This is a genomic window from Lacipirellula limnantheis (genome assembly GCF_007746075.1).
In the GTDB taxonomy this organism is placed as follows: Bacteria; Planctomycetota; Planctomycetia; order Pirellulales; family Lacipirellulaceae; genus Lacipirellula; species Lacipirellula limnantheis.
Genome location: NZ_CP036339.1, coordinates 1,287,753 through 1,311,992 on the forward strand (window position 1 = coordinate 1,287,753; position 24,240 = coordinate 1,311,992).

Below are 24,240 nucleotides of genomic sequence, written 5' to 3' on the forward strand. Positions count from 1 at the left end.
CGCTCGGCTAGTGCGGAGCCCCAGACCGGGGCGAGAAACGGAGCAGAAGAAGTCGCTCAACAATGTAGAAAAGGAGCCATGGGTCCACCGGCGCCTTGAACCAGCAAAACGGGGCCATTTCGACGCCAATGTAAGCGATGGCAGGCCAATTGACTACACCACTGGGCGCCAAGATTTCGCAACAATTTATATATCGTTTCCGAAACGCCGCCGCTGCTCATGGGCCACGCTACGGCTGCCCGGCGCGGGCGGTCAGCAGGACCTGCAGCGACCCGAAGAAGAAGTTCTCCTGCTTTGCCAAGAACGTTTCCGAGCGCCGATTCGCGAGCTGGGCGAGCCGTTCGCGCGCCGACGGACTCAGCCGCTTCCCCACTTGCTCCAGGAAGTGCTGTAGGTACAACTCGACGTAGCGCTCCAGCCATTCGCCAGCCGGTCGTTGCCGGTGAATCAGTATGTATTCTCGCGCCACCTCCACGAATCCCGCCTCGCGCAGCAGGCGCTGCGCGAATCGGGGGAAGTAAGTGCCGTAGTAGCTGTCATCGTTCCCAATTTCACGATGTTCGGCCTGTCGGACCGCAAGCTCCAAATCGGGCGGCCACGAGAGCATGATCGAATGGACGTTGTCGGTCTCGAGGATGGCGAGCGTTGATCCAACGCGCAATACGCGGCGAAATTCCCGTAGCGCGTGAGGCAAGTCGGGGTAGCTCTGCATGCTGTGCCCCGACCAAATACCGTCAATGGTTGCATCGTCGAAGGGGAGTCGCTCGACGTTGCCTTGCACCAAGCGGACGCGACCGGCGCCGATCAGCGGTTGCAAGCGCCCTTCCGCGGCGGCAAGAAACGCGGGCGACGTATCGAGGCCGACGGCTACTCCGTTGGTCAAACGTTCGGCCAGCAGACCGGTGAAGAAGCCGTCGCCGCAGCCCGCGTCAACGATCGACTCGTGACCCTGCCACGGCAGGCGGCCGATGATCTCGCGGAAGTCGTCGGCGAGCGCCTGATGGAGCGCATCAAGTCGTTCGGCGTAGGTCGGCAGTGCGTCGTTCATGGCGGATGGCGTGACTGGCGTGACATGGCGGGGAAAATCGCCCGATTTGCCAGGCAACTTGCATGCCGCCGGTCGCAACTGGTCGCCGCCCTGCCCCGCCGGTAGATTGAATGACCCGGCGACGATCGTGTTTGCCGGCTCGAGCATCAGCTCACCCCACCCCTTCCGGAGGCGCGTCCTATGTCACACCCCCTCACCCTCCTCGCGTGCCTGCTCGCGCTGGGCATGATCGCCTCGTCGTCGGCGGCCGATGAAGCCAAGCCGGTCGTTCTCGAACCGGGCGACAAGGCCCCCGCGTTCGCTGGCGACACCGACGAGGGCAAGCCGTGGAAGTCGGCCGACCACGTCGGCGAGAAAGTCATTGTGCTCTACTTTTATCCGAAAGACATGACCCCCGGCTGCACCAAGCAGGCCTGCACCTATCGCGACATGCAGCAGGACTTTGCCGGCAAAGAGGTCGAGGTCATCGGCGTCAGCGGCGACACCGTGGAAAGCCACCAAGAGTTCAAGAAGGCTCACGACCTGAACTTCACGCTGCTGGCCGACCCGAAGGGGGAGATCGCTAAGGCGTTTGGCGTGAAACTCCTCAGCGGCGGCGACGCGATCATCACCTCGCGCTGGACGTTCGTGATCGATAAGGACGGCAAAATCGCCTACAAGAACGAGAAGGTCGATGCGGCGAAGGATCCGGCGACAGTGCTCAAGGTGATTGGCGAACTGGAATCGAAGAAGAGCTGAGGGTTTTAGCGCTCCGTAAGTGAGTGTTTAGGTGAGTAAGTAGCAGCAGCCCCGACCCGGTGAGGTTGGGGCTGCTTGCGTTTGTCATCGAGCATCCAGAATCTCGAATCTCACGAGACGCTAGATTCTTCGCACCGCTCAGAATGACGGTCTATCGCAGCATGGCGATCTAAAAAGCATCCGCGGCGCGGTAGGCGGCGACGAGCGCCACCTCGCCTTGCTTGCCCTCAATTGACTTGCCGTGCTCCATGCCAATCACGCCTTCAAAGCCTTTCTCGTGGATGTGCTTGAAGACGTTGCGGTAGTTGATCTCGCCAGTTCCCGGCTCGTTGCGGCCGGGGTTATCGCCTGCTTGGAAGTAGCCGATCTCGTCCCAAGCCAGATCGATGTTGGGGATGAGATTCCCTTCCTGGATCTGCTGGTGGTAGATGTCAAACAAGATCTTGCACGACGGGCTGTCGACCGCCCGGCAAATTTCGTACGCCTGCGGGATTTTGTGCAGGAACAGCCCTGGGTGGTCTCGGAACCAGTTGAGCGGCTCCAGCACTATGACGTAACCGTGCGGCTCGAAGACTGCCGCGCACTCGCGGAGCAAGTCGACGCAATTGGCGGTCTGATAGCCCCACTCGACGTTGTTGTCGTACCCGTCCGGAACCACCGTCATCCACTTGGCGTTCACGCGTTTGGCGACGTCGATGCTGTCCTTCACGTCTTGCACGACCTTCGCGCGGGCGGCTTTGTCATCCTTGCGGACAAACGCCTTTGAACCAAAATCGCCGTGGGCGACGAACACTCCCATCGTCATCCCCAGGTCGTCGAGGGTCTTGCCGATTTTCTCCTGCATCTGGGGCGACTGCCCCTTCATGCCATTGTCTTCCCAGCCGGTGAATCCCTGGTCGGCGGCGTACTTCAACTGGTCGAGATAGTCCTTGCCGGCGTGGTTCTCGAACATGCCGGGATGGGGGCCGTATTTCAACTTGAATTTCTCGCCCTTCGCGCCGGAGGGCGTCGTTTCGGCCGCGTCGCCGCGCGCCGCAGCGCCGACCAACCCCATGGCGGCCGCCCCGGCCACGCCAGCCGCCGTCCCCTGCATCAAAAAATCGCGCCGCTGCATAGCTGAGTCCTTACGAGTCGTGACTGGTTCAGGAAAAGTTTGATCTCCAGGTAGCTCGCCCATTCTAAACCGGGACATCGACGCATGCGACCGTCGGTCTGCGGTGCGGCGTCGCCTCGCGACGACATGATGGCAATGACCGGCCGGCTGCAGGGCACGCCAGCGAGTTGCAGTGCACGCTACGGCGAGGATGAGAGATTGCGTCTCCCACGATCGTGAACAACGGACTGGCCAACGCGCGTTGCTCGCCGGCGAAGTTCGTGGGGCACTAGTTTCGCAATTCGGAATGATTGGCGGAGTCGATCTGCCTCCAGCACAACTCTGCCAATAATATTTGACACGTCGTCGGAATGAGAGTACGCTTCGCGTCGTCAGGGGGCGTCGCAACGATTGGCCGGCTCCTGGCGCCTGGACTTTTCTCCGTTGCTTCTGCTCTCGTCCTCTCTTCTTGCTTGTTCAGTCGGATCGCCGGGTGCGATTCAAGACCGCATCTCGGCGCAAGCTTGTCCATAGGCCGAATTGGATTTTGGCGAACCGTCGATTTCCGCGCGTGGCGCGACTACTTGCGCTGCGCGCGGCGAACTAGTTTTGGATCGCTTACTGACCCCATGCATTCTGTACAGGGAGTAGATCGAAATGAAATTGGATAGTATTGTAATAAAGATCGCTGCTGCTGCGAGCCTCGCTGCAGTCGCGGCGATGCCGGCGCTGGGCTCGACGCCCTTGGTGACCGGCGGTCTGACGATCTACTACGACTTTGATAGCTTTACGAACACGGTCATGGATGGGTCCGGCAACGGCTTCAACGCCAAGGTGCAGGACGCCACCCGCACCGCGTTGGACAACGGCAACACGCTGCTCACCACGGGCGTCATTTCTAATGACACGACGAACCCCAAGCGCGGCGCCGGCGCGGTGCGCCTGCAGCAGTCAGGCGAATTGTTCGAAGACCCCGTGTTTCTCGACCTCGACGGCGGCGTCATCAAAGCGAACTTTCCCGCAAAAGTCCCCAAGGCGGCGACCACCGTGGCCGCCTGGCTGAACATCCCAGAGATACGCACCGACCTCGGCGGGAACTACAACTGGAACGCTTCTGGCTCGATCCTCCAGTCGCAGACCGCAGGACCTTCATTCAGCGGTCACTATCAGCTTGAAGGCGACGGACGCATTCGATGGGCGCTGCGCGGCGAGTTCCAGGCGCAGAACATCGTCAATTCTAGCGGAGCTCCATTCACTGGCGGCCACCCCTACCCGAATCAGCCCGATATCGATGCCAACGGCGCCTCTCCCGAGCCTTACCCGCTCAACGAATGGTTCCACGTCGCCTTTACGTACGATAAGAACGCCAACGGCGGCGCCGGCGAGTTCGGGATGTACTTTAATGGCGTCAAGATTCGCGGCGGCGCCCCCAACGGACTGACTGATGGCGAGCCGACGGGGGCGATCGATCTGGGGGCGTGGGATGATCGCGGCGCCGGCGACTTCTTCGACGGCCTGGGGATCGGCGCCGTCCCCGACAGCGGCGGTCGTCGTTTGCACGGCCTGATGGACGAGTTTTACATCTTCGATCGAGCGCTCACGCCCACGGAGATCGGCAAGCTGGCGATGGTCGCGTCGCCCGGCGATTTCGACGCCGACGGCGACGTCGACGGGGCGGACTTCCTCGTCTGGCAGCGAGGATTCGGCACGACGTATGATGCCGCTGATCTGGCCGCCTGGAAAGCAAACTTCGGGTCCGCGCCGGCAATCGGCGCCGTGCCCGAGCCGTCGACCATGTTGTTGGCTCTGTGCACGCTCGCGGCGTTGGCGCGAGTCCGATCACGCTGATTTTCGAAGCGACTTGGTTGTTGGGCGGGCGGCCTGTCAGGTTCTGGCAGGCCGCTTGTTTTTTTGGGAACAAACAGTTGCCGGCGAACAAGCGTGGTCACCGATGCGGACAGCCAAGCGGTGATCGGCGCCGATGGCGAATGCATCCGCGCGGCAACCGAGATATCCTGATGCGCGGCGCGTGGCGACCCCTTCACGTCTATTGCATATGCGGCAGAGCGGTCGAGCAAAGGATCTCAAAAGCGGTCAAGCTGGCGCCGAAAGGAATCTCAAAGAAGATAGAGTAATATAATCTTTTTCGCCGCCGCCACGGACTCGCTCGCAGCAAAATCCGCGTCCTTGGGCATTGGCTGCGACGCTTCGTTGTTCGATTCTTGTCGCGCATTCGAGTCGACGCATCTTCAGTTGTTGTAAGTACTTAGGCTCTTGGCTGAGGCGTGGCCGGGAGGCTCGTCGTCTCGCTCGGAAGCGTCAAAATCGATCTCAATAGATAGTTAAAGGCCGCGCGTACGCTCTTGGCGAGGTGGGAATTTGCTTCTCAGGGTCGGATCGAATGGCTAAAGTCATGGATGGCGTAAGCAACCTGCTTGTCGTCAGTCCGAAACGCAGCCGTGAATGGCGGCGGCGGCAACAGCGGTCTCGGGAACCGTCGTGGCGTTCCTGACCCGGCTGCTCGGGCGTGCTAGTCACCGGCCAAACTGGCCAGAGTCTTGTGCTCGTGGTTCGCCACTGGCGAGCCCACTTCCTTTTCACTCTGAGGCGATGTTCTAATGAGGCTACAACTTCTGCTAGGCACATGCCTGGTTGCGCTGGGCGCGTCCACGGCATCGGCGGCGCTGGTGCACCGCTACACCTTCGACGGCAATGCCAACGATTCCGTCGGCACGGCCAACGGGGTCGTCATGGGGAATACGGCCAGCTTCGTCGGCGGCCAAATCGTGCTCGACAACCCGACGGGGACGGGGTCCAACGCGTTCAATAACGGAGCGACGCCGGACTCAGGCTCCTACGTCGACTTCCCCAATTTCACCTTCAGCAAGGCCGCGGCCGCCGGCCAGTATGGCGCCGTCTCGGTCGAGCTCTGGGTGACCATGGACACCAATCGCGATTGGTCGGCCCTCTTCTCTGCGGGAATCAGCAGCGGCTTGGAAGGCAACTCCGAGGGGGGCAACGACAACTTCCCCTACGTGCAGATGGTTCCGCGCACCGGCGATGGCGGCGCTGGAAATGACTTCCGCGTGACGACCAACGGCGTGGCCGGACCCGAGAGCTGGGTCGACGCGCCCGGCGACGGCACCGACCTGCAACCAGGGGTCGAAGAGCATCTCATCGCCGTGTTCGACCAGTTGGGCGGCTTGCCCGGCACGCTGACCGTTTACCGCAACGGCGCTCTGTATGGCACCACGGTGCCAATTGCCAACAACCTGGACCTCGCGGCTATGGCGACGGCATTTCCGATCACTACCGCGGCCGACGTGAATGTGTGGCTCGGACGTTCGCAGTGGCCCGATGCCTTGCTCGACGCCAGCGTCAATGAGCTGCGGATTTACAGCCATGCACTAACGGCAGCCGACGCGGCCGCGAACAACGTGCTGGGCCCGAACGTCGTCGTGCCAGAACCGGCCGCCTGCGTGCTGGCGGCCGTTGGTCTGGCGGGCGTCGCTTGGCGCCGTCGCCGGTAGCTCGACTTCATCAGACGATCGAACGGGCATTCAGCGGAGGCGACTTCGTTGAATGCCCGTTTTTTTGTGCGCTCTCGGAGGAGGTCGCAACTCACGTTGTTGCTGCCGGCCATTGGCGGAACACGACGCAGACGGTCGTTTTGTCGAGGCAGGCGAACTCCAGTGCACCCCACGGCCGCTGAGTCACGCGCGGCACGTTCGGGTGCAGCAGGTCGGGGCGTCGAGCCGAGATCTCGCGATGGACTGCCGCGATATCGTCGGTTTCGATGGCGATTTCGGGGCGGTCTTTCGCGGCGTATTCAGGACTCGCCACGATGTAGGCCTTCGCGCCGTCGCGAGCGACGACCGCGAGGTCGCCATCCTGGTGCAACACCGCGAATCCGAGCCCGTTGACGAACAGATCGAGCCCCTGCTCAAGACGATCATAAAAAATTTTTGGGATCAGATTCATTAACATCGGCGGCCTCGCGAATGTGGAGTCTGTATTTATGCACAAGAGGCTGGGCGCGGCTCCACGGATTGGAACGGAAAAACGGCTCGTCGGCGAGATCGGGCGCGAAAAAAGCGGCGCGTCCCTTAGGGAACGCGCCGCTTCACCACATCGGGATCGCCGACCGTTAGGCTCGTCCGGCGGAGTTTAGACAATAGCGAGGTCGTCTCGATTCAGCCTTGCTCGGCCTCGTCATCGCCGCGGCGAGAGCGGCGTTGAGGACGCTCGCCGCCAGCGCCGCTGGCGTCGTCATTCCCGCCGCGACCAAACCGACCGCCGGGACCATTTTGTCCACGCTGGCCCCCCTGTCCGCCCAACGCGCCGCGAGCGCGGCCGCCCATTTGACGGCCAAATTGCTCAATCTCCTTCGCGTCGACTTCGCCGTTGCCGTCTGCATCGGCTTGGCGAAGCATCGGGCGTGCCTGTTCCGACGCTTCATCGGTGGTAATTTTGCCGTCGCCGTTCTTGTCCATGGACATGAACCGCTGGGTCATATCGCCGCCGCCACGGCCAAAGCCGCCGCCGGGGCCGCCAAAGCCTCCGCCGCCCGGGCCGCCCCCCATTCGCTGCATGGCCGTTTCGAGTTCCGCCTTCGAGACGGCGCCGTCGCCATCGGCGTCTGCTCCGCGAAGCATCATCCCCATCCGCGGGTCGTTGACTTCATCGGGGGTAATCTTGCCGTCGCCGTTCTGGTCGGCGCTCATCACGCGGTCAACCATCTGCGACGGGTCGCCCATCGGGCCGCCTGGTCCACCCGGCCCGCCCGGTCCGCTCGCCTCTTCCTGGGTGATGGCTCCGTCGCCGTCCGTATCAAGCGTTGCCAACGCGGCGGCTGCCTTGCGCAGCTCCGCCTTACTGATCGAACCGTCGCTGTCGGCGTCCAGGGCGGTGAACATGGCATTGCCGCGCCGGAAACCGCGACCGCCGAATCCGCCGCCAAACCGGCCCCCGTCTTCCCCTTCGGCGCCGCGACCGAAATTCCGCTCCCCGCGCTCGCCATCGCCGCGACCTGGGCGCTCGCCGCGCGGGGCGCCTGCTTCCTCGTCGCCGAATTCGGCGCCCGCATCGCGACCGCGGGGGGCTTGGGCAAACGCCGACGTGGTTGTCAGCAGGCAGAGGGCGACGGCCCAACATGTTTTGGCCATGATCTGATTCTCTCCTGAATGAGCCGTCGCTGCGCGGGGATAATCCCGAGGGAAGCAGCGATCGGGATGGTGTGGCGAGTTGTTCCGATTAGATTGACCGCCGACGGGCGGCGGCGCAACGGGAGTATACCTCAGGTTGCCGGGAAAAACCGCCCGCTGGCGTGCGAACCGGCCGGACGATGGGGAATGAAACCCCAGGCGTCGCCGGCGGTTTCGATTGCCGCGATTCTCAGGGGCTCCGCGGACGATCGAGCAAGTTGTGCGCCGACGGAGGGTTTCAGGGGCGATTGTCTGCAACCAACAGACGCAAATCATCCGCAGAGCTGCGGCAATTCGGCGGTTTTGGTATCTTCGAGCGTTCAACGTTTCGACGCCTGCCACTGAAGCTTTTCCCTAGGTCGTGATCCAGTGAGGTCGCGACGACGCCAAGCAGTCACACTTCATGGAACAGACGCAACAGACGGTGCTGGTGACCGGGGCGTCTTCCGGGATTGGCTTGGCGACCGCCAAGCTGCTGGCCGCTAGTGGCTATCGCGTCTTCGCCGGCGTGCGGTCGGAGGCGGGGCAAGCCGCGATTCGCGCGGCGGGGTTGGGGTCGCTCACGCCGGTGTGGCTTGACGTGACGGATGCCGAACAGGTGCGGCGAGCGATTGTCGAGATAGAGGCCGCGTCCCCGACCGGGCTGTTTTCGCTGGTGAACAACGCGGGCGTTGGGTTGCCCTCGGTGGTCGAGTTCACCGACATCGACGAGTTGCGGGACGTGCTGGAGGTGAACACCCTGGCGCCGCTGCGGATGATGCAAGTCTGCTTACCGCTCCTGCGGAAGGGAGGCGGGCGGATAGTGAATGTATCGAGCATGAACGGGACGATCGCTCTGCCAATGGTGGGCGGATACTCGGCGAGTAAGTTCGCACTGGAGGCGCTGTCGAATACGCTGCGCATCGAGCTGCGGCCGTGGAAAATTCCGGTGACGGTGATTCGTCCCGGCCAGGTGCGGACGGCGATTTTTGAGAAGGCGCGGGCGGCGCTGCAAACGCGCTCGCAGCAGTTGCCGGCGGATCTGGAGCCCGGTTATGGTCCCCTGTTTGCGCGCTGCGCCAGTCTGAACGAACGCGGGGCGAAGCGTGGGGCGTCGCCGCAGAAGGTGGCGGGCGCGGTGCTGAAGGCCCTGCGTGCGCGCAAGCCGCGGCTGCACTATCTGGTGGGGGCGGATGCCATTTGGCTCGATATCGGGCTGGACGTGCTGCCGACGAAATTGCTCAATCGGTTGATTGCTCGGATTTCGGGGGTGATGAAGGGAGAGCGCGCGGTGCAAATTCAGCCCCTGGCTCTGCCAGGGGGTAGCAGCACGCGGGGCGACGCCGATCGGAATGGGGGCCGACCCCCCGGCGGAGCCGGGGGCTAAAGTACCCGCGATCAATCTTCTTCGTCGACCGCGTACGTCGGGGCGCCGAGTTCGCCGCGGTAGACTTCGAAGTTCTTTGAAAACACCTTCTTCGCGAAGAACGCGTCGCCCGGCAGGCGGTTCCAGAGGCTCGAGACGATCGGCCGCATCTTGCCGCCGGCCCGCTTTTTGGTTTCATTGGTGAACGGGCCGAGCGTCAGGGCGTCGCAGCCGAGTTCGATGGCGTGCTCGATCGCCCGCGAAATGAGGTTGTGGTAGGCGAGGATCTCGTGCGAGATCTTGTAGTCGAGGCCGCCGTGGCATTGCATCAGGCGTTTGCCGTCGACGAGGCAGCTCATGAAGCCGACCACTTGGTCGCCTAGATGGGCGGTGAGGACGATCTGCCACTGCGCGGCGATGGCCTGCGGGTTGGTGAGGACGTCGTTGTAGGGGACGTTGAACTTCGTGTTGACCTCGCTTGAGCCGAGCAGCGCCATCACCTGGCGATGCAGCGTCGGGTTCTCGCCGATGACGCCTTGCCACATCTCGATGCGGGCGCCCGCCTTCGCGAACGTGTCGCGCTCGCGGCGGAAATTGCGGCGGCGATTGCGCGACAGCGTGGCGAGAAAGTCGTCGAGCTTGCGGCAGTTCTCGGTGACGATCCGCACCATCGGCAGCGTGAGGAATTGGTGGTATTTCTCCGTGGCGGCCCACTCGGCCTCTTCGGGCGGTTCCGAAATCCACACAGTGTCGACCTTCTTCTGCGCCTTCAGGAAGGCCGAAATGGCGCGCTTCACCGCGGGGCGATCGACGCCGGGGGCGATGATGAAGGGCGAGCAGGCGTCGTAGGCCATGAAGGCCGTGTCGACGAGCAGCGTCGTCTTGCGGGCGAGGGGGCCGATGATGGGGCCGAGCCACTTGCGCACCGGCGGGCGGAGCATATCGGTCGCTTTGCGTTTGCGAAGGCGCACCACCGGGGCGATTGCGGTTAACCGCTCGCCATCATAGGCCTTGGCCCAGAAGAGCTCCGTCTCCTTCGTCGAAAACGGAAAGTACTTGGCGCAACTCGCGACCGCTTCGCCGCCGCCAACTGCTGCCCGCTCGTCCGAACTCAGATTGACGTCAGCAACAACTCGAAATTGCGACATGTTGGCCGGCCCGTCGAATGAACAATTGCTATGCAGTATTGCTGGGTCAATTTACAGGGCGGGTCTAAGACCCCACTATGCCTAACCGCCCTAAACCAATCTTTCGGGCGGTGGACTTGCCCAGGCACAGATTATGCCCGCGAATGACGAAGATAGATGTGGCGAGCATTGGAAAGGCGGCTCGCCAGTGCGCGGAAGCGCGATACCAGACGATGCATCGCGCCGCCCAGCACCGCGCCAATTTGACCCCGCTGGGTAAAATAGATAACGTAAATTGAGCGCTGCCGGTTGAGTTGAGATTAAGTATCAGAGAAACTCTACCGATACGCTCTTTTGCGTAGAATCCGCTAGCCGCTGACGACATTTGAAGTCGTCGGCCCCCGCCCTCAAGGAAGTCCAAACTGCACGGCGGTGCGATTCGACCGCGTTGTCGCTTCTTCCCAGTCGGGGAGTCGCGAATGCGGGCGGCGCGCAGGCTGCGGCGACTCCTATCCCAGCTAGTTTTGGAGTGCAGCTTTGGCTTCGGTGACCCAATTCACGCCTGACGAAGAGCGCTCGCTGGCGGAAAAGCATACGCTGCCGCGGATGCTCTCCATTCCGCTCGCCGGCCTCGGCATGGCCCTCAACGGATTGCTGATGACCGGCGTGGTCGCCTGGGATCAAGCGACTCCATGGATGGTCGGCCTGTTGGTGGCGTTCACGGCGTCCATGATGTTCTGCTGGACCAGTGCGCTGCACGAAGCCGCCCATCAAACGCTGTTCAAATCGCGGGCACTTTCGGTCTGGTGCGGCCGGTTATTGGGCACGATGATGTTCACCCCATACACCGCCTATCGCGAAGTCCATATCCGGCATCACGCTTATCTCAATACGCCGCGAGATTGGGAGCTTTGGCCTTACAGCGACCCGAATGCATCGCTCGGCTTTCGCCGCGCCTTCGTTTGGTTCGATCTGCTGTGCGGCATAGCGTCGGGGCCGATTATCTACGGGCGGATCTATTTTCATCGCAACTCGCCGATCAAGTCGGCGGCGGTACGCCGCGAGATTCGCAACGAATATATCGCCATCGCTGCGCTCTGGGGCGGCATCTGGCTGTACGTCGGGTTAACTCACCAGTGGGCTTCCCACTTGATCGTCGTCATCCTGCCGATGTACATCGCGGCATTCATGCAGACGTTCCGTAAGTTCACCGAGCACCTCGGCATGGCGAGCTTCGATCCCCTGCAAGGAACGCGCACGGTGCTGCCGCGCAAGTGGCTGCTGCGCCTCAGTTCATTCCTGAACTTCGACATCTTCATCCACGGCCCCCACCACCGCCACCCGCGGCTGACGCACACGACGCTCGAAGACAAGCTGTGCGAGTATCAGCGCGAGAACCCCGACGTCGTTTATCCGGCGTACGAGCGCTACTGGAAGGCGATGCTGGCGATGTTTCCCTCGATGATCTTCAACCCCGGTTGCGGGGTGAATGCAGGAAACACCGACGCGCACTTCGCCGCCCCCGGCGAGGCGGAGGATTTCGCCAGCGACGTCGTGCCCAGCGCCGGCAAGGCGGCGATGCGATCGGCGTCGTAGCGCCGTCCTCTTCTAGCCCCTGGCTCCGCCAGGGTGTCGCGCGGCTTATCGCATCGGCATGAGGCGCGTGTTGACCCCCGGGCGGAGCCCGGGGCTGAACTTACGCCGCCTCATCCGGCGGGTGATGACGGCCTGTCAGCCGTTCGCGCAGTGCCGCCAACCGCCCATGCGGCGTCGTGGCCGCGATGCTCGCCGCGACGGCGGTCGCCGGCGCCATCGGCCTGCCTTTCACGGAGAGGTCCATCCCTTCGCCGAAGTAGTATTTCCGCGCTTCGGGGTTCCGCAGCACTTCGTCGGGTCGCCCGTGGCAGAGCACCTGACCGGCACGAATGACGTAGCTGCGGTCGGTGATCTCAAGCGTTTCACGCACCTGATGGTCGGTGATCAAGATTGAGATGCCGCGCGAGCGAAGATCACGAACGATCTCCTGAATGCTCGCAATCGTCACCGGATCGATGCCGGTGAACGGCTCATCGAGCAGGATGATTTGCGGGTTCGACACGAGGCAGCGAGCGATCTCGACGCGGCGTCGCTCGCCGCCGGAGAGCGACTGGGCCTTCGCCTTTCGCAGCTTCGTGACGCCGAACTGTTCGAGCAGCTCGTCGCAGCGAAAGCGGCGCTCCTTACGGCTCATGCCGAGCATTTCCATGACGCCGAGCAGGTTGTTCTGCACCGAGAGCTTGCGGAAGACGCTCGATTCCTGGGCGAGGTAACCCATGCCTCCCTCTCGGGATCGCTTATACATGGGCCAGTTGGTGACGTCCTTGTCCTGGAGGGTGACCTTCCCCGCATCGGGGTCGATCATGCCGCAAGACATGCGGAAGGTGGTCGTCTTGCCGGCGCCGTTGGGGCCGAGCAACCCGACGATCTCGCCGGGAGCGACTTCGTAGTCGACGCCGTCAACGACGCGCCGGCGGCCGTAGTTTTTCACCAGGCCGCGAACTTTGAGCAGGGTCATTCGATTCGTCCTCCATGACGAATTGGTGTCTTGACGGCGTCGCGTGGTTTGCAGCCTCTGGCTTCGAAACTTTTCTAATGGCCATCATCCATCGCTTTCACCACAGAGAACACAGAGGTCACAGAGAAGACGACAAAAGGCAAACGCCTCAACTCTTCCTCCGTGCTCTCTGTGTGCTCTGTGGTTAAGTCGTAAGCAACTAAGCCTTTCAAGCGTGCGGGCAGTTGAATATGGATCGGAGACGGGGCCTACGATCATCTCACAATTCTCATATCGCCGAAATTCGGGAACCCCGGCAATGCGTTCAAGAACGGTATGCTCCCCCACGAATGGGGCCAGAACACGCTCACCGCTTTGCCGATCAGCAGCCGCCGGTCGAGGTACGGCCCCCCCGGGTGATCGCCCGACATGCCAGGCATCATCCATAACCGACAGTCTTTGCTTTCCGGACTGTTGTCGCCCATGACGAACAGCTGTCCCTCTTCGACGTTGAAGTCGTGTTTGCGCCGCCCGGCGAACACGTTCCAATAGTCGGGCGTCGAGAAGAGGGTTTCCAATCCGTACGCCGGCGGGTCGTAGTCAGCGAGGTATTGCGGGTCGTCGGGGTATTTCGTGGCGATGTAATAGATGTCGCGGAGCACGGCGAGCCGAGTCACCGTCAGCTTGGCGTCTTGGGCCCCGATGCCGACGGGGGACAAATCGCCTTGGTCTTCGGCCGAGTTCTCGCTCGCCCAGGGGATCATCCCTTTGCGGCCGCCTGGCAGCAGCTTGTCGGGATCGTAGGTCGCATCGCCAAGGTCGACGAGTTCGCCGTCGACCCACAGGAGCAACTGGTCATCGACGTTAGCGAACCGCAGCTCGTACGTTCCCGGCGAATTGACGCTGGTCTGGCCGCTTGCCTTGAAGTCGAGCGCCTCGCCGGTGCGCCCGTCAATCGCGCTGAGCGTCACCTTGCCGTCGCCGAGGTTAAACGTCGCGCGAAAATGGTTACCTGCCTCCACTAAGTCGAGCACCAATTCCCCGCGGGCCTCTTCTACGTCGACCGTCGCGTCGACAGCCAAATCGCCGACCCACTCCGTGCCGAAGCTGCCGGAGTCTTGCCCGGAGTTAGGACGAATTTGCCAGCCGTCGCGCTCGGCGAACCCGCGCAACAATCGAGCGTTATAAGCGTTGAAGTCAGAAATCAACTGCGGGCGGCTGCTCTTGCGGACGCTCTCGCGCAGTTCTTCCGCCGTTTTGCTTCCTTCCTTGGCGACTGCGTCGATGCCATCCTTCGCCGCACGACGGGCGATGGTCCAATGATTGTCGTCTGGAATCAGGTGTCGATAGCGAAGCCACGCCATTGGCGCGTCTTTGCCCGTGTCGATCGAGAACCGTTGTGCGACGGTCTGCTCTCCTGGTTCTACCGCGACCTTCCAGCCGTCGGGCGTCGTTGCGGCCCATCGCAGGGGCCACCCGGCGTTGTAGAGCGTCGTCGGTTCGAAATTAGTGTCGTGCACCAGCTCCAGCATCGCCTCGACCTTGTCGGCCGGTTTGCGTTCGATGAGGAATTCCGCACTCTCGTCGCCGAGTGCGCGGGTGAAGACGTCCCCTTGATAGAGTTGCAACTGTTCGCCCGGGAGGCCTACCAGTCGCTTGATGTAGTTCATATTCCCATCGCCGGGAAACTTGAACACCACCACATCCCACCGCTCTGGCTCGCTGAAGTCGATCCCGTACTTGTTGACCAAGATGCGATCGCCAGGATAGCTCGGCTGAAATTCGATATCCGGCACGTCGGCCTCCGCAAGCGCCGTCCGCGGCAAGTCGGGACGCATTGGCATCAGGTAGCGACACATCGGGCACATGCCGCCGACGACGTCGAGGCTCTCGATGGCCGCCTTAATGCGCGTCGCCTCGGCGCCCTGGGCGCCCCGTAGCCGCGCCATTAGCCGATCGCGATTCTCGCCCTCGCTGCTGGCGGTGGTGCGGAAGCGATGCCCACACTGCAGGCAATGGACATCCTTATGCTGCCCTTGCAGCGACGGCGACATCGACCCCGTCGGAATGACGAACGCCTCGGCTTCGAACGAGCGGAACAGAAACGCCAGCACGAAGGCCACAACGATCGACTCGAGCGTCTCGCGGAACATCACGAAGTCGTGGTTCGACTTCGTTTCGGGAGCCTTGGATTCCGCCAGGGGCGCCTCGGCGGGCTTCGCGTCACGTCGATCAGGAGCCGTCTTCTTATTCGCCATCGAAATTCCATCAAAAACTGAGTAGCGGCGGTTCGGCGAAAGAGACTAACCACCAAGACACGAAGGGCACAAAGACGCACCAATGATGAGAAACGCGACCAAGTATTTTGGAGCGTTGGCTTCGGCTCCGGGTTGGTCGCTTTTCTTCTTGCCTGGTTTCCTTCGTGTTTCTTAGTGACCTTCGTGTCTTGGTGGTTAATCTTCTACCCCTCCACGGGGCAGCCACCCGCATGAGCGGAGTCGAGGTCCTCCGTCCATTCGCTACGGGCGTCGCAATATAGCCACTTCCGTCAAATGGGGGAAACTTGAAAAGGCCCCATCGGCGGCTGCTAGCTGTCTTGGCCGAATTATACCGGGGGGCCGTGTAGCGGGCACTCTCCGTGTGCCTGCTTCATAGGGGAGATTCCTGCTGCGGGGAATTAGGATAATCGCTACCTTGGCCGCCAGTTGCTGAAACTCCGTCGCATACGGCCAGCGCGACAACACGGCTAGCCGGAGGGCCACGCCCCCCGGGCGGCCTTGGCCAGGGGTGTTCCATTCCTCCGCCGCGTTCGTGGGGTCTTACTCGTTCGGCGGGGCGTCAGGACCGCGTGGCGGTCCGGCTGTTGGGGAACGATCATGTTAGTTTTGGCGCGTTGCGTGAAAGTCATTTGGGAAATTTGAGTTCGCCATGTCGCTCCGCCGCCTCTTCCGTCGCCGTCCGCATGTCCCGTTCGCCGAATGGGGCGCTGAGGTCCGCCGCTTCGACCTGCCGGCCGACGGTCCCGTAGAGTTCGCTCAGTGGCTCCATCCCTGCGTCAGCGAACAGCCGATCGCGCAAGAAGAAATCGATGGCTTGCGGCGGTTCATCCGCCCCGGCGACTTTGTGATCGACGTCGGCGCCCACACGGGCGATTCGACGGTGCCGCTCGCCCTGGCCTGCGGACCCACAGGCCGCGTGTTGGCACTCGAGCCAAATCGGCACGTTTACAAGATTCTCGAGCAGAACGCCGCCCTTAACGCGGGCCGCACGCGCATCGACTGTCGCTGTTGCGCCGCAACTCCTGCTGACGGGACGTTTGTGTTCCACTACGGCGACGCCTCGTTCTGCAACGGCGGAGCTGTCGGGCGGCGCAATTGGAACCTACTACGCAAAAAATTCCCGCTGCAGGTCGAAGGCCGCAACCTGCTGCAGATCCTGCGCAATGAATACGCCGAGTGCCTGCCGTGGCTCAGCTACGTGAAGGTCGACGCCGAAGGGTTCGACTGCCAGATCCTGGAGTCGATCTTGCCAATCCTCCGCGAGCGGCGGCCAGTTGTGCGGACCGAAGTTTTCAAGCGACTCTCCAACGGCGAGCGGCAGGCGTTGTTCGATCTATTGGCGTCGGCGGGTTACGAACTCCACCGTTACGCGGCCGGCGCCCATCCGGTTGGGCCTCTGCTCGCCCGGAACAAGATGTACGCCGAACGTCACTTCGACGTGATTGCGTTACCGAAGAAGCGTGAGTCGCTGGCAGCTTGAGGAAACTAACCGCAAAGGCACGAAGACACGAACGAAGCACGAAGAGGGAGGAGAAGGCGGTTCCAAATTTCTTCTTCTTGCTTCCTTTGTGCCTGCGTGACTTGGTGTTTCAACTAACCCGTTCAGCAGTTGCTTTCCGCAGTTCCGCCGCCAGCAGTTCAATTTGCTCCTCTTCGAGCAAACGCCGCGACGCCCGCAGGTCCGCCAGCGCGATGGCCAAGATCACGCCTCCCGCGAGCAAGAGCGCGCAGAGATACGCCGTCATCGCCGCGGGATTCGGCGGCAACTGATTGGCCAGCGTGATCGCGGCCCCGACGACGCCGATCAGACCGCTCGCCACCATCCGGCGCTGTAGCTGCCGGCGGACGAATTCCCGCCGCCGAGTATTCGTTGTCGCGTGAATCCATTCGCGCCACTGCTGCCAATGAAGCGCAAAGAAGACGGCCGACAGACCGATCAGAAAGTAGCCGAAGTATTCCGGTCGGGCCATGCGTTGGTCTCTCAAAAGATATTACCATGACGGCACGACGGACACGACGAAAGACAGTTAGCGAGGAACTGCCGATGGACCCAGATAATCGCGGATGAAGAGAAGGTTTGCGCTGTTACCGATCGAAAGAGTTTCTTTCTATTCATCTCTATCTGCGTCTATTCGCGTTCATCGGTGGTTCCGTATTTTCTATTTTCCGTATTCCGTCGTGCTCGTCGTGTCGTTGTGGTTCAAGTCGCATCTCGGCTACGCACGCAAGTCACCGCCAACTTGCTGCGACAAGATCGTCACGATCCGCTCGCGCACGCCGTCCGCTTCCTCGTTGGTGAGCGTCCCAGTCGCCGATCGCAGCTGCAGCGTGAAGAGCAGGCTCTTCTTGCCGGCGCCAAGCCGCTGTGGGTCGCGGTACGTTTCCTGGAATTGTATCGATTCAATCAGAGCGCCGCCCGCTTCGCTCACGAGCCGCTCGACCTCGGCCCAGCGAATCGATTCGTTGACGACGATGTTCACGTCCCGGCTGACCGGCGGGTATTGCGAGAGGGGCGTTGCCGTGGGGGCGAGTTCCGCGGCCCCAATGAGAATCTCCAGGTCAATCTCGGCCACGGTCGAACCGCCGCGCAACTCGAACCGCTCACGGCCCGCTTTGCTGAGCTCGCCGAGGTAGCCGAGCGTATGGTCGCCGAGCCGCAGGCGGCACTGGCGAGCGTCGTCGAGGAGCGGATACTCAACTTCACCGACTTGCAGTTGTTGCGCGGAGGCGACGCGGGCGACGAGGGCTTCGAGCACCCCTTTGAGCTCCAGGAACCCGCCGCCGGTGGTGATGGCGAGCAGTCGCTTCTGCTGCGGGATTTCACCGGCGATCGGCAGGTAGACGTTTGCGATTTCGAACAGCTCGATCGTGGGGTTCGACAGCTTTTCGTTGTGACGGCGGGCCGTGAGCAGGCTCGGCACGAGCGTTTGCCGCAAGCAATCGGCGCGGCGGAGGACGGCGGTCGACGCGCGCAGCGGCGCTTCGTCCGACCAGGGCTGAATCGCATCGACGAGCGTCTCGTCGACGGCGCTCAGCGTCATCGCTTCGTCGAAGCCGGCGGCGACAAGCGTCGCGCGGACGCGGTCGAGCACGCGGTCGAGCCGCGTGCGAGTCGACGCGGCCATCTTCACGTTGGTGTCTTCGGGAATCTTGTCGTAGCCGTAGATGCGGGCGACTTCCTCGATGAGGTCGATCTCGCGCGTGAGGTCGGCCCGCCAGCTGGGAGGAATCACCTTCACGCAGTGCTCGCAGATGTGCGTCTCCTCGCAGCCGAGAGCGGTGAGGATCTTTTGCACGTCGGCGACGGGGACTTCGATTCCCAGCACCCGCGGCAACTGCGCCCAGCGGAGTTTCACCACCTCGCGAGCCGCTTGCGGCTTAGCGGTCCCAACATCGACGCTCCCGGCGGCAAGTGTGCCGCCGGCTAATTGGAGAATTAACTCGCACGCGCGCCGACTCGCCCAATCGAGCGCGGACACGTCGACGCCGCGCTCGAAGCGGTACGAGGATGGGCTATGCAGCCCATGCCGCCGCGCCGTCGTCCGCACTGAGAGCGGATCGAAGGCCGCCGATTCCAACAATACGTCGACCGTCGCGTCGGTCACTTCGCTGTCGACGCCCCCCAAGACGCCGGCGAGGGCGACCGGCTTCTCGGCGTCGGCGATAACGCACGTCCCTGCGGCGAGTTCGTACTGTTGGTGATTGATTGCCGAAAACTTCTCACCGACCTTCGCGGCGCGGACGATGATCCGCCCGCCGGCGAGCTTCGCGAAGTCGAACGCGTGGAGCGGTTGGCCGCACTCGAACATCACGTAGTTGGTGACGTCGACGACGTTATTGATTACCGCGATGCCGAGCGTGCGGAGACGGTCGGCAAGCCACGCCGGGCTGGGGCCGATCTTCACGCCACGGATCAGCCGAGCCGTGTAGCGGGGACAGAGCTCGGGGGCTTCGATCGTGACGCTCGTAAGAGATTCGATCTTTGGGCCCTTCGCGACGACCTCGGCGGCCGGGATCGTGATCGGCAGGTCGTAGAGAACGCCGACTTCGCGGGCGACGCCGATGTGCCCCAGGCAATCGGGGCGATTGCTGGTGACTTCGAGGTCGATCGCTTCGTCGCTGGCGCTCTCGAAGTTAAGGCCGGAGAGAGCGAAGCGGTCAGCGAGCTCCGCTGACGGCATCGTGATGGCGACGTAGTCTCGGAGCCAATCAAGCGAAACGATCATAAGGAAGAGATCTCACGCAAAGGCGCGAAGGCGCAAAGGATGTTGCATTCATCTCACTTAGCGCCTTTGCGCCTTTGCGTGAGATCTGAATTTTAGAACTGCGATAAAAAACGCACGTCGTTTTCGTACAACGCGCGGATGTCGGTGATCCCGTGTTGCCGCATGCAGACGCGTTCCACGCCCAGGCCGAAGGCGAAGCCGGTGACTTCTTCGGGGTCGTAGCCGACGGCCCGCAGGACGTTGGGGTCGACCATGCCGGCGCCTCCCATCTCCATCCAGCCCCCCTGCCAGTTCATATCCACTTCGACGCTCGGCTCGGTGAACGGGAAGAACGACGGGCGGAAGCGGATGTGCACCTCGTCTTTGCCGAAGTAGCTTTGGCAGAAGAGGCGGAGGACGCTCTTCAGGTCGGCCATCGTCACGCCGCGGTCGACCAGCAGACCTTCGATCTGGTGGAACATCGGGTAGTGCGTGGCGTCGGCCGTATCGGGGCGATAGACGCGGCCGAGGGAGATGATCCGCACGGGGGGCGGGGTGGTCTCCATGACGCGGATTTGGACGGTGCTCGTTTGGCTACGGAGGAGGAGGGGTTTTTCTTGTACCGCTCCGGCCGTTCGTTGACCGGCGGCTGCACTGGCTGTCGCCAGGTAGAAGTTATCGAGTGGATCTCTGGCGGGGTGGATGGCGGGGATGTTGAGGGCTTCGAAGTTGTGCCACTCGTCCTCGATCTCGGGGCCCTCGACGGCGGTGAAGCCGAGACGGCCCATGATGTCCTTCATGTCGGCGATCGTCTGCGTCACCGGATGCAGGTGGCCCAGCCGCAGCGGCCGACCGGGGAGCGTCGGGTCGAACGCCTCCCGCGCTTGCGTCTTCGCCGACCCGGCTAAACGCTCCTGGGCCGCTTCGAGCGCCGCCTCGACGGCAGTCTTGACCTCGTTGAACTTCTTGCCGGCGGCCGGTTTGTCGGCCTTATCGACTTTGCCAAGGCCTTGCTGCGCCGCCTTCAGCTTGCCCGCCTTCGCGCCGGTGAATTGGACGCGAGCTTCTTCAAGCGCAGCGGCGTCGGCGACGGATGCGAACGCTCTTTGCGCGGCATCAGCCAGTGCGTCGAGTTCAGCGACGAAGTCCGCGAGTGCCATCGATTGCGAGGGTTGAGGCCCTTAGGCCGACAGCGCTTCGCGGGCCTTGGCGACCACGGCGTCGAAGCCGCCCGGATCGGCAATCGCCATTTCCGACAACGTCTTGCGATCGAGGTCGATCTGGGCTTTCTTCAGGCCGGCGATCAGCTCGCTGTAGCGCAAGCCACGCTCACGGGCGGCGGCGTTGATGCGGATGATCCACAGCTTGCGGAACTCGCGCTTCTTGACGCGCCGATCGCGGAAGGCGTACGCCTCGGCGCGGACGAGCGTTTCCTTCGCACTGCGGAGGAGCGTGCCGCGACCGCCGGTAAAACCCTTGGTCTTCTTGAAGAGGCGATTTTTCGCCCGATTGCGGGCCGAGCCCTTGGTGGTTCTCATCGAAGGAACCCCTTACTGCTGAAGTCTCACGCCCAGGCCCCTTCCACGACGGAAGGCGTTCCACGCCCGGCGGGGTTGAAAATCTGGATGCTAGACGCCGGTTTCTTGATGCTGGTTGGACGCAACAAAATCGCGAGCAACCAGCGACGAGCATCTAGCATCTCGGCGTCAGCCGCTTATTAGTAGCTATTCCCGCACAGCGCCTTAATCACCATCTTCGATTCGACCGTGGCCGAAACAGTGGTGCCGCGGAGCTGACGCTTGCGCTTGCTGCTCATCCGGGCGGCCAAATGGCTCGTGCCGGCGGAACGGTGCTTCGCTTTGCCGCTGGCGGTCAGGCGGAAACGCTTCTTGGTACCCTTGTGGGTCTTTTGCTTTGGCATGACTCGATCTCCCCTTTGCGGGGATGGGGCCTCAAAACAGGTGGTAGCCCCGTATCATAGCAAAATGAGCCGGGGTGGAAAGCCGCCTTTGGCCGGAGTTTGGAAGTAAGTCGGTTCTATCGGGCCCCGTCGGTCGTCCGCTCCAGCTTCCCCTGTTGTTCCGCCTCTTGATTGAATTCACCGACGGTTGTATTTTACCAATGAGTTATTTAACCAAAAGGTATATCGCCATGCCGGCCGATAAGCTCACCGCGACCTTTGCCGCCTTGGCGGATCCGACCCGGCGGGCGATTCTCGGCCAGCTGGCGAAGGGGCAGAGCACCGTGACTGAGCTGGCCTCGCCTTTCAAAATGACGCTGCCCGCCATCTCGAAGCACCTCAAAGTGCTCGAAAAGGCTGGGCTTATCGAGCGGGGACGCGACGCCCAGTGGCGCCCTTGCCGGCTCAAGGCGAAGCCGTTGGAGGAGGCGGCCAGCTGGATCGACCAGTACCGCCAGTTTTGGGAGGAGAGCTTCGATCGCCTCGACGCCTACCTCCAGGAGATTCAGCGCCAGGAAGCTGAAACGCCCGCTGCGCCGTCGCCCGCCGCCCCCGCCTTCACTCGCTCGGAGCCAACCGATGACCGACCCCAATGACCCCGCCGCCAGCGATTTGAGCGTCGACCGCGAAATCAGAATCACCCGGCTGCTCAACGCCCCGCGCGAGCTGGCGTTCGCGGCCTGGACCGATCCTGAAAAAGTCGTGAAGTGGTGGGGCCCCAACGGGTTCACGACGACAATCGAGCGAATGGACGTCCGCCCCGGCGGCGTCTGGAAGTACGTCATGCATGGTCCCGACGGCGCCGACTACCCAAACAAAACGGTGTACGAGGAAATCGTCCCGCCCGAGCGGCTCGTCTACACGCACAGCGGCGGCGACCCGGTCCCCGGCGAGCGGGCCGTGCAGTTTCGATCGACCGTGACATTTGTACAGGAGGGCGGCCAGACTAGAATAACCCTCCAGATGGCGTTCAAGACGCGCGACGATCGCGACTACGTCATCCAGAAGTACGGCGCGGTGGAAGGCGGTATTCAACACCTGGCGCGGCTGAATGAGTTTTTGTTGGGGGTTGGTCAGTAGTCCGTTGTCAGTGGTTAGTTGCTGGCAATGGAGATCGCTATCGCCTTTTTTAGCCCCGGGCTTTGCCCGGGGGTCGCGCAGCGTTAGGCAACGCGTTGCGGCGTGGATATTCACCCCGGGCTTTGCCCGGGGCTAGTTGGATTGGCAATGTTTCGCAACTGACAACGGACCACTGACAACTGACGCACATTCGATCATGTCCACCTCCCCGCCAGCCGCCGCCGTGCATGACGCCGTCGAGGCGATTTATCGCACCGAATCGCGCCGCGTCTTCGCGACGCTGATCCGACTGCTTGGCGATTTCGACCTGGCGGAGGAGGCGCTCCACGAAGCCTTCGCCTCGGCGGTGAAGCAATGGCCGACGGAGGGCCTGCCGGCGAATCCGCGGGCGTGGCTTGTTTCGGCGGGGCGGTTCAAGGCGATCGATGCGATTCGCCGCCGGGCCCGGTTCGATGCGTCGCTGGGGGAATTGGCCGATCGAAACGACACGGTCGTTGGGCCGGCGGAGTTGGCCGAGGAGGCCGGCGTCGAGGACGATCGCCTGCGGCTGATTTTTACCTGCTGTCACCCTGCCCTGCCGCCGGAGGCGCAAACGGCGCTCACGCTCCGTGAAGTCTGCGGATTGACGACCGAAGAGATCGCCAGCGCCTTTCTGGTGCCGCCGTCGACGCTCGCGCAGCGAATTGTGCGGGCGAAATCAAAAATCCGCGCTGCCAAGATTCCGTACCAGATTCCGTCGCGCGAGGACCTGCCTGATCGGCTTGAAGTGGTGTTGCAGGTCATTTATCTCGTCTTCAATGAAGGGTACGCCGCGTCGTCGGGCGCGTCGGTGACGCGGGCCGATCTTTCGGGAGAGGCCATTCGCCTTGGCAGGCTGCTGGTCGAACTGCTCCCCGAGCCCGAATCGCTCGGCCTGCTCGCCCTGATGTTGCTGCACGAGTCCCGGCGGGCAGCCCGCGCCGACGCCAGCGGCGAGCTGATCTTGTTGGATGCTCAAGATCGTGCGCTCTGGGATCAGTCCTTGATCGCCGAAGGAAAGCAACTCGTGGAACGAGCCCTCGCGTCGCAGGAGGTTGGGCCATACACGCTGCAGGCGGCAATTTCCGGCATTCATGCCGATGCGCGCGAGGCGGCGGCGACCGATTGGCCGCAGATTGTGGCAATTTACGACGCTCTGCTGCGGGCCGTGCCGACGCCAGTGGTGGAGCTGAACCGGGCCGTCGCCGTGGCAATGCGGGATGGACCGGCCGCGGGGCTCGACCTCGTCGACGCGATTCTCACCCGCGGCGAGCTGGCGGATTATCATCTGGCGCACAGCGTGCGAGCCGATTTTTGCCGCCGCTTGGGGCGGAGCGACGATGCCCGCAAGGCGTACGAGCAGGCGCTGGCCCTGACGCGGCAGGAGCCGGAGCGGCGATTTTTGGAGCGGCGGCTTGAGGGGATTGAACCACGACGACACGGCGGGCACGACGAAATGCCTGCCCCGGAGGGGCAGAGTGTTGTAGCCAGGGGCGCGAGCCCCTGGAGGTGGAGGAAATGATCCGTGAGAGCCCCAGCGGGGCGGCACGATTCGCCGGGAACGGAGTGCATCAGATAACGGTGTCGCCCCTTCGGGGCTTTGAGGATTA

At 62.7% G+C, this 24,240-nt stretch carries 21 protein-coding genes; 9 read left to right on the forward strand and 12 right to left on the reverse strand.

Annotated features, from left to right (window positions below; all coding sequences use genetic code 11):
- Window positions 1-229: 229 nt before the first annotated feature.
- Window positions 230-1,195: a class I SAM-dependent methyltransferase gene (locus tag I41_RS04870; protein ID WP_145431442.1), complete on the reverse strand. Its 966-nt coding sequence runs from the start codon at window positions 1,193-1,195 to the stop codon at window positions 230-232.
- Window positions 1,196-1,228: 33 nt separating this feature from the next.
- On the opposite strand from I41_RS04870, the gene I41_RS04875 reads away from it, so the two are divergent.
- Window positions 1,229-1,786: a peroxiredoxin gene (locus I41_RS04875; protein WP_145431444.1), complete on the forward strand. Its 558-nt coding sequence runs from the start codon at window positions 1,229-1,231 to the stop codon at window positions 1,784-1,786.
- A gap of 169 nt (window positions 1,787-1,955) precedes the next feature.
- Here the strand turns inward: I41_RS04875 and I41_RS04880 are convergent, their stop codons facing one another.
- A complete protein-coding gene (locus I41_RS04880) occupies window positions 1,956-2,900 on the reverse strand; it encodes a hydroxypyruvate isomerase family protein (protein WP_145431446.1) in 945 nt (314 codons plus the stop codon).
- 636 nt (window positions 2,901-3,536) lie between these two features.
- Here I41_RS04880 and I41_RS04885 point away from each other — a divergent pair.
- Both I41_RS04885 and I41_RS04890 read left to right on the forward strand, forming a co-directional pair.
- Window positions 3,537-4,727 (forward strand): LamG domain-containing protein, encoded by a 1,191-nt coding sequence (locus tag I41_RS04885; protein ID WP_145431448.1) that lies wholly within the window; start codon window positions 3,537-3,539, stop codon window positions 4,725-4,727.
- Between the two features lie 770 nt (window positions 4,728-5,497).
- Window positions 5,498-6,409 carry a LamG-like jellyroll fold domain-containing protein gene (locus tag I41_RS04890; RefSeq protein WP_145431450.1) on the forward strand — a complete coding sequence of 304 codons (912 nt, stop codon included), beginning with the start codon at window positions 5,498-5,500 and terminating at the stop codon, window positions 6,407-6,409.
- 91 nt (window positions 6,410-6,500) lie between these two features.
- Here I41_RS04890 and I41_RS04895 read toward each other — a convergent pair whose 3' ends face one another.
- Complete coding sequence (locus I41_RS04895) at window positions 6,501-6,866, reverse strand: VOC family protein (RefSeq protein ID WP_145431452.1); 366 nt, start codon at window positions 6,864-6,866, stop codon at window positions 6,501-6,503.
- Between the two features lie 206 nt (window positions 6,867-7,072).
- Window positions 7,073-8,044: an EF-hand domain-containing protein gene (locus I41_RS04900; RefSeq protein WP_168206696.1), complete on the reverse strand. Its 972-nt coding sequence runs from the start codon at window positions 8,042-8,044 to the stop codon at window positions 7,073-7,075.
- Window positions 8,045-8,486: 442 nt separating this feature from the next.
- Between I41_RS04900 and I41_RS04905 the strand changes: the two genes are divergently transcribed.
- Window positions 8,487-9,449, forward strand: a complete 963-nt coding sequence (locus I41_RS04905) for an SDR family oxidoreductase (RefSeq protein ID WP_145431456.1) — start codon at window positions 8,487-8,489, stop codon at window positions 9,447-9,449.
- An 11-nt stretch (window positions 9,450-9,460) separates the two neighbouring features.
- On the opposite strand, the gene I41_RS04910 is transcribed toward I41_RS04905, so the two are convergent.
- The gene (locus I41_RS04910) at window positions 9,461-10,576 is read right to left on the reverse strand and encodes a GNAT family N-acetyltransferase (RefSeq protein ID WP_145431458.1); all 1,116 of its coding nucleotides are present in this window, start codon (window positions 10,574-10,576) and stop codon (window positions 9,461-9,463) included.
- Window positions 10,577-11,101: 525 nt separating this feature from the next.
- Here I41_RS04910 and I41_RS04915 point away from each other — a divergent pair.
- The gene (locus I41_RS04915) at window positions 11,102-12,151 is read left to right on the forward strand and encodes a fatty acid desaturase family protein (RefSeq protein WP_246133868.1); all 1,050 of its coding nucleotides are present in this window, start codon (window positions 11,102-11,104) and stop codon (window positions 12,149-12,151) included.
- Window positions 12,152-12,251: 100 nt separating this feature from the next.
- Here I41_RS04915 and lptB read toward each other — a convergent pair whose 3' ends face one another.
- Entirely contained in the window at window positions 12,252-13,109 is an 858-nt protein-coding gene (gene lptB, locus I41_RS04920) for an LPS export ABC transporter ATP-binding protein (RefSeq protein ID WP_145431461.1), read from the reverse strand.
- 254 nt (window positions 13,110-13,363) lie between these two features.
- Window positions 13,364-15,346 carry a signal peptidase I gene (lepB, locus tag I41_RS04925; protein ID WP_145431463.1) on the reverse strand — a complete coding sequence of 661 codons (1,983 nt, stop codon included), beginning with the start codon at window positions 15,344-15,346 and terminating at the stop codon, window positions 13,364-13,366.
- 670 nt (window positions 15,347-16,016) lie between these two features.
- Here lepB and I41_RS04930 point away from each other — a divergent pair.
- Entirely contained in the window at window positions 16,017-16,847 is an 831-nt protein-coding gene (locus tag I41_RS04930; RefSeq protein WP_145431464.1) for an FkbM family methyltransferase, read from the forward strand.
- A 109-nt stretch (window positions 16,848-16,956) separates the two neighbouring features.
- Here I41_RS04930 and I41_RS04935 read toward each other — a convergent pair whose 3' ends face one another.
- The 5 genes from I41_RS04935 to rpmI form a co-directional block, all read right to left on the reverse strand.
- The gene (locus tag I41_RS04935; protein WP_145431466.1) at window positions 16,957-17,337 is read right to left on the reverse strand and encodes a hypothetical protein; all 381 of its coding nucleotides are present in this window, start codon (window positions 17,335-17,337) and stop codon (window positions 16,957-16,959) included.
- A gap of 246 nt (window positions 17,338-17,583) precedes the next feature.
- Window positions 17,584-19,593 (reverse strand): phenylalanine--tRNA ligase subunit beta, encoded by a 2,010-nt coding sequence (gene pheT / locus I41_RS04940; protein WP_145431468.1) that lies wholly within the window; start codon window positions 19,591-19,593, stop codon window positions 17,584-17,586.
- Window positions 19,594-19,685: 92 nt separating this feature from the next.
- Complete coding sequence (gene pheS, locus I41_RS04945) at window positions 19,686-20,732, reverse strand: phenylalanine--tRNA ligase subunit alpha (RefSeq protein ID WP_145431470.1); 1,047 nt, start codon at window positions 20,730-20,732, stop codon at window positions 19,686-19,688.
- A 21-nt stretch (window positions 20,733-20,753) separates the two neighbouring features.
- Window positions 20,754-21,110, reverse strand: a complete 357-nt coding sequence (gene rplT / locus I41_RS04950) for a 50S ribosomal protein L20 (RefSeq protein WP_145431472.1) — start codon at window positions 21,108-21,110, stop codon at window positions 20,754-20,756.
- A gap of 179 nt (window positions 21,111-21,289) precedes the next feature.
- Window positions 21,290-21,493 carry a 50S ribosomal protein L35 gene (rpmI, locus tag I41_RS04955; RefSeq protein ID WP_145431474.1) on the reverse strand — a complete coding sequence of 68 codons (204 nt, stop codon included), beginning with the start codon at window positions 21,491-21,493 and terminating at the stop codon, window positions 21,290-21,292.
- Between the two features lie 230 nt (window positions 21,494-21,723).
- Here rpmI and I41_RS04960 point away from each other — a divergent pair, with 230 nt between their 5' ends.
- The 3 genes from I41_RS04960 (at window position 21,724) to I41_RS04970 (ending at window position 24,152) form a co-directional block, all read left to right on the forward strand.
- Window positions 21,724-22,128 (forward strand): ArsR/SmtB family transcription factor, encoded by a 405-nt coding sequence (locus I41_RS04960; protein WP_145431476.1) that lies wholly within the window; start codon window positions 21,724-21,726, stop codon window positions 22,126-22,128.
- Window positions 22,112-22,612, forward strand: coding sequence for an SRPBCC family protein (locus tag I41_RS04965; RefSeq protein ID WP_145431478.1), 501 nt, complete (start codon window positions 22,112-22,114; stop codon window positions 22,610-22,612). Before I41_RS04960 ends, I41_RS04965 begins: the two co-directional genes overlap by 17 nt.
- 196 nt (window positions 22,613-22,808) lie before the next feature.
- Entirely contained in the window at window positions 22,809-24,152 is a 1,344-nt protein-coding gene (locus tag I41_RS04970) for an RNA polymerase sigma factor (RefSeq protein ID WP_145431480.1), read from the forward strand.
- Window positions 24,153-24,240: the final 88 nt, after the last annotated feature.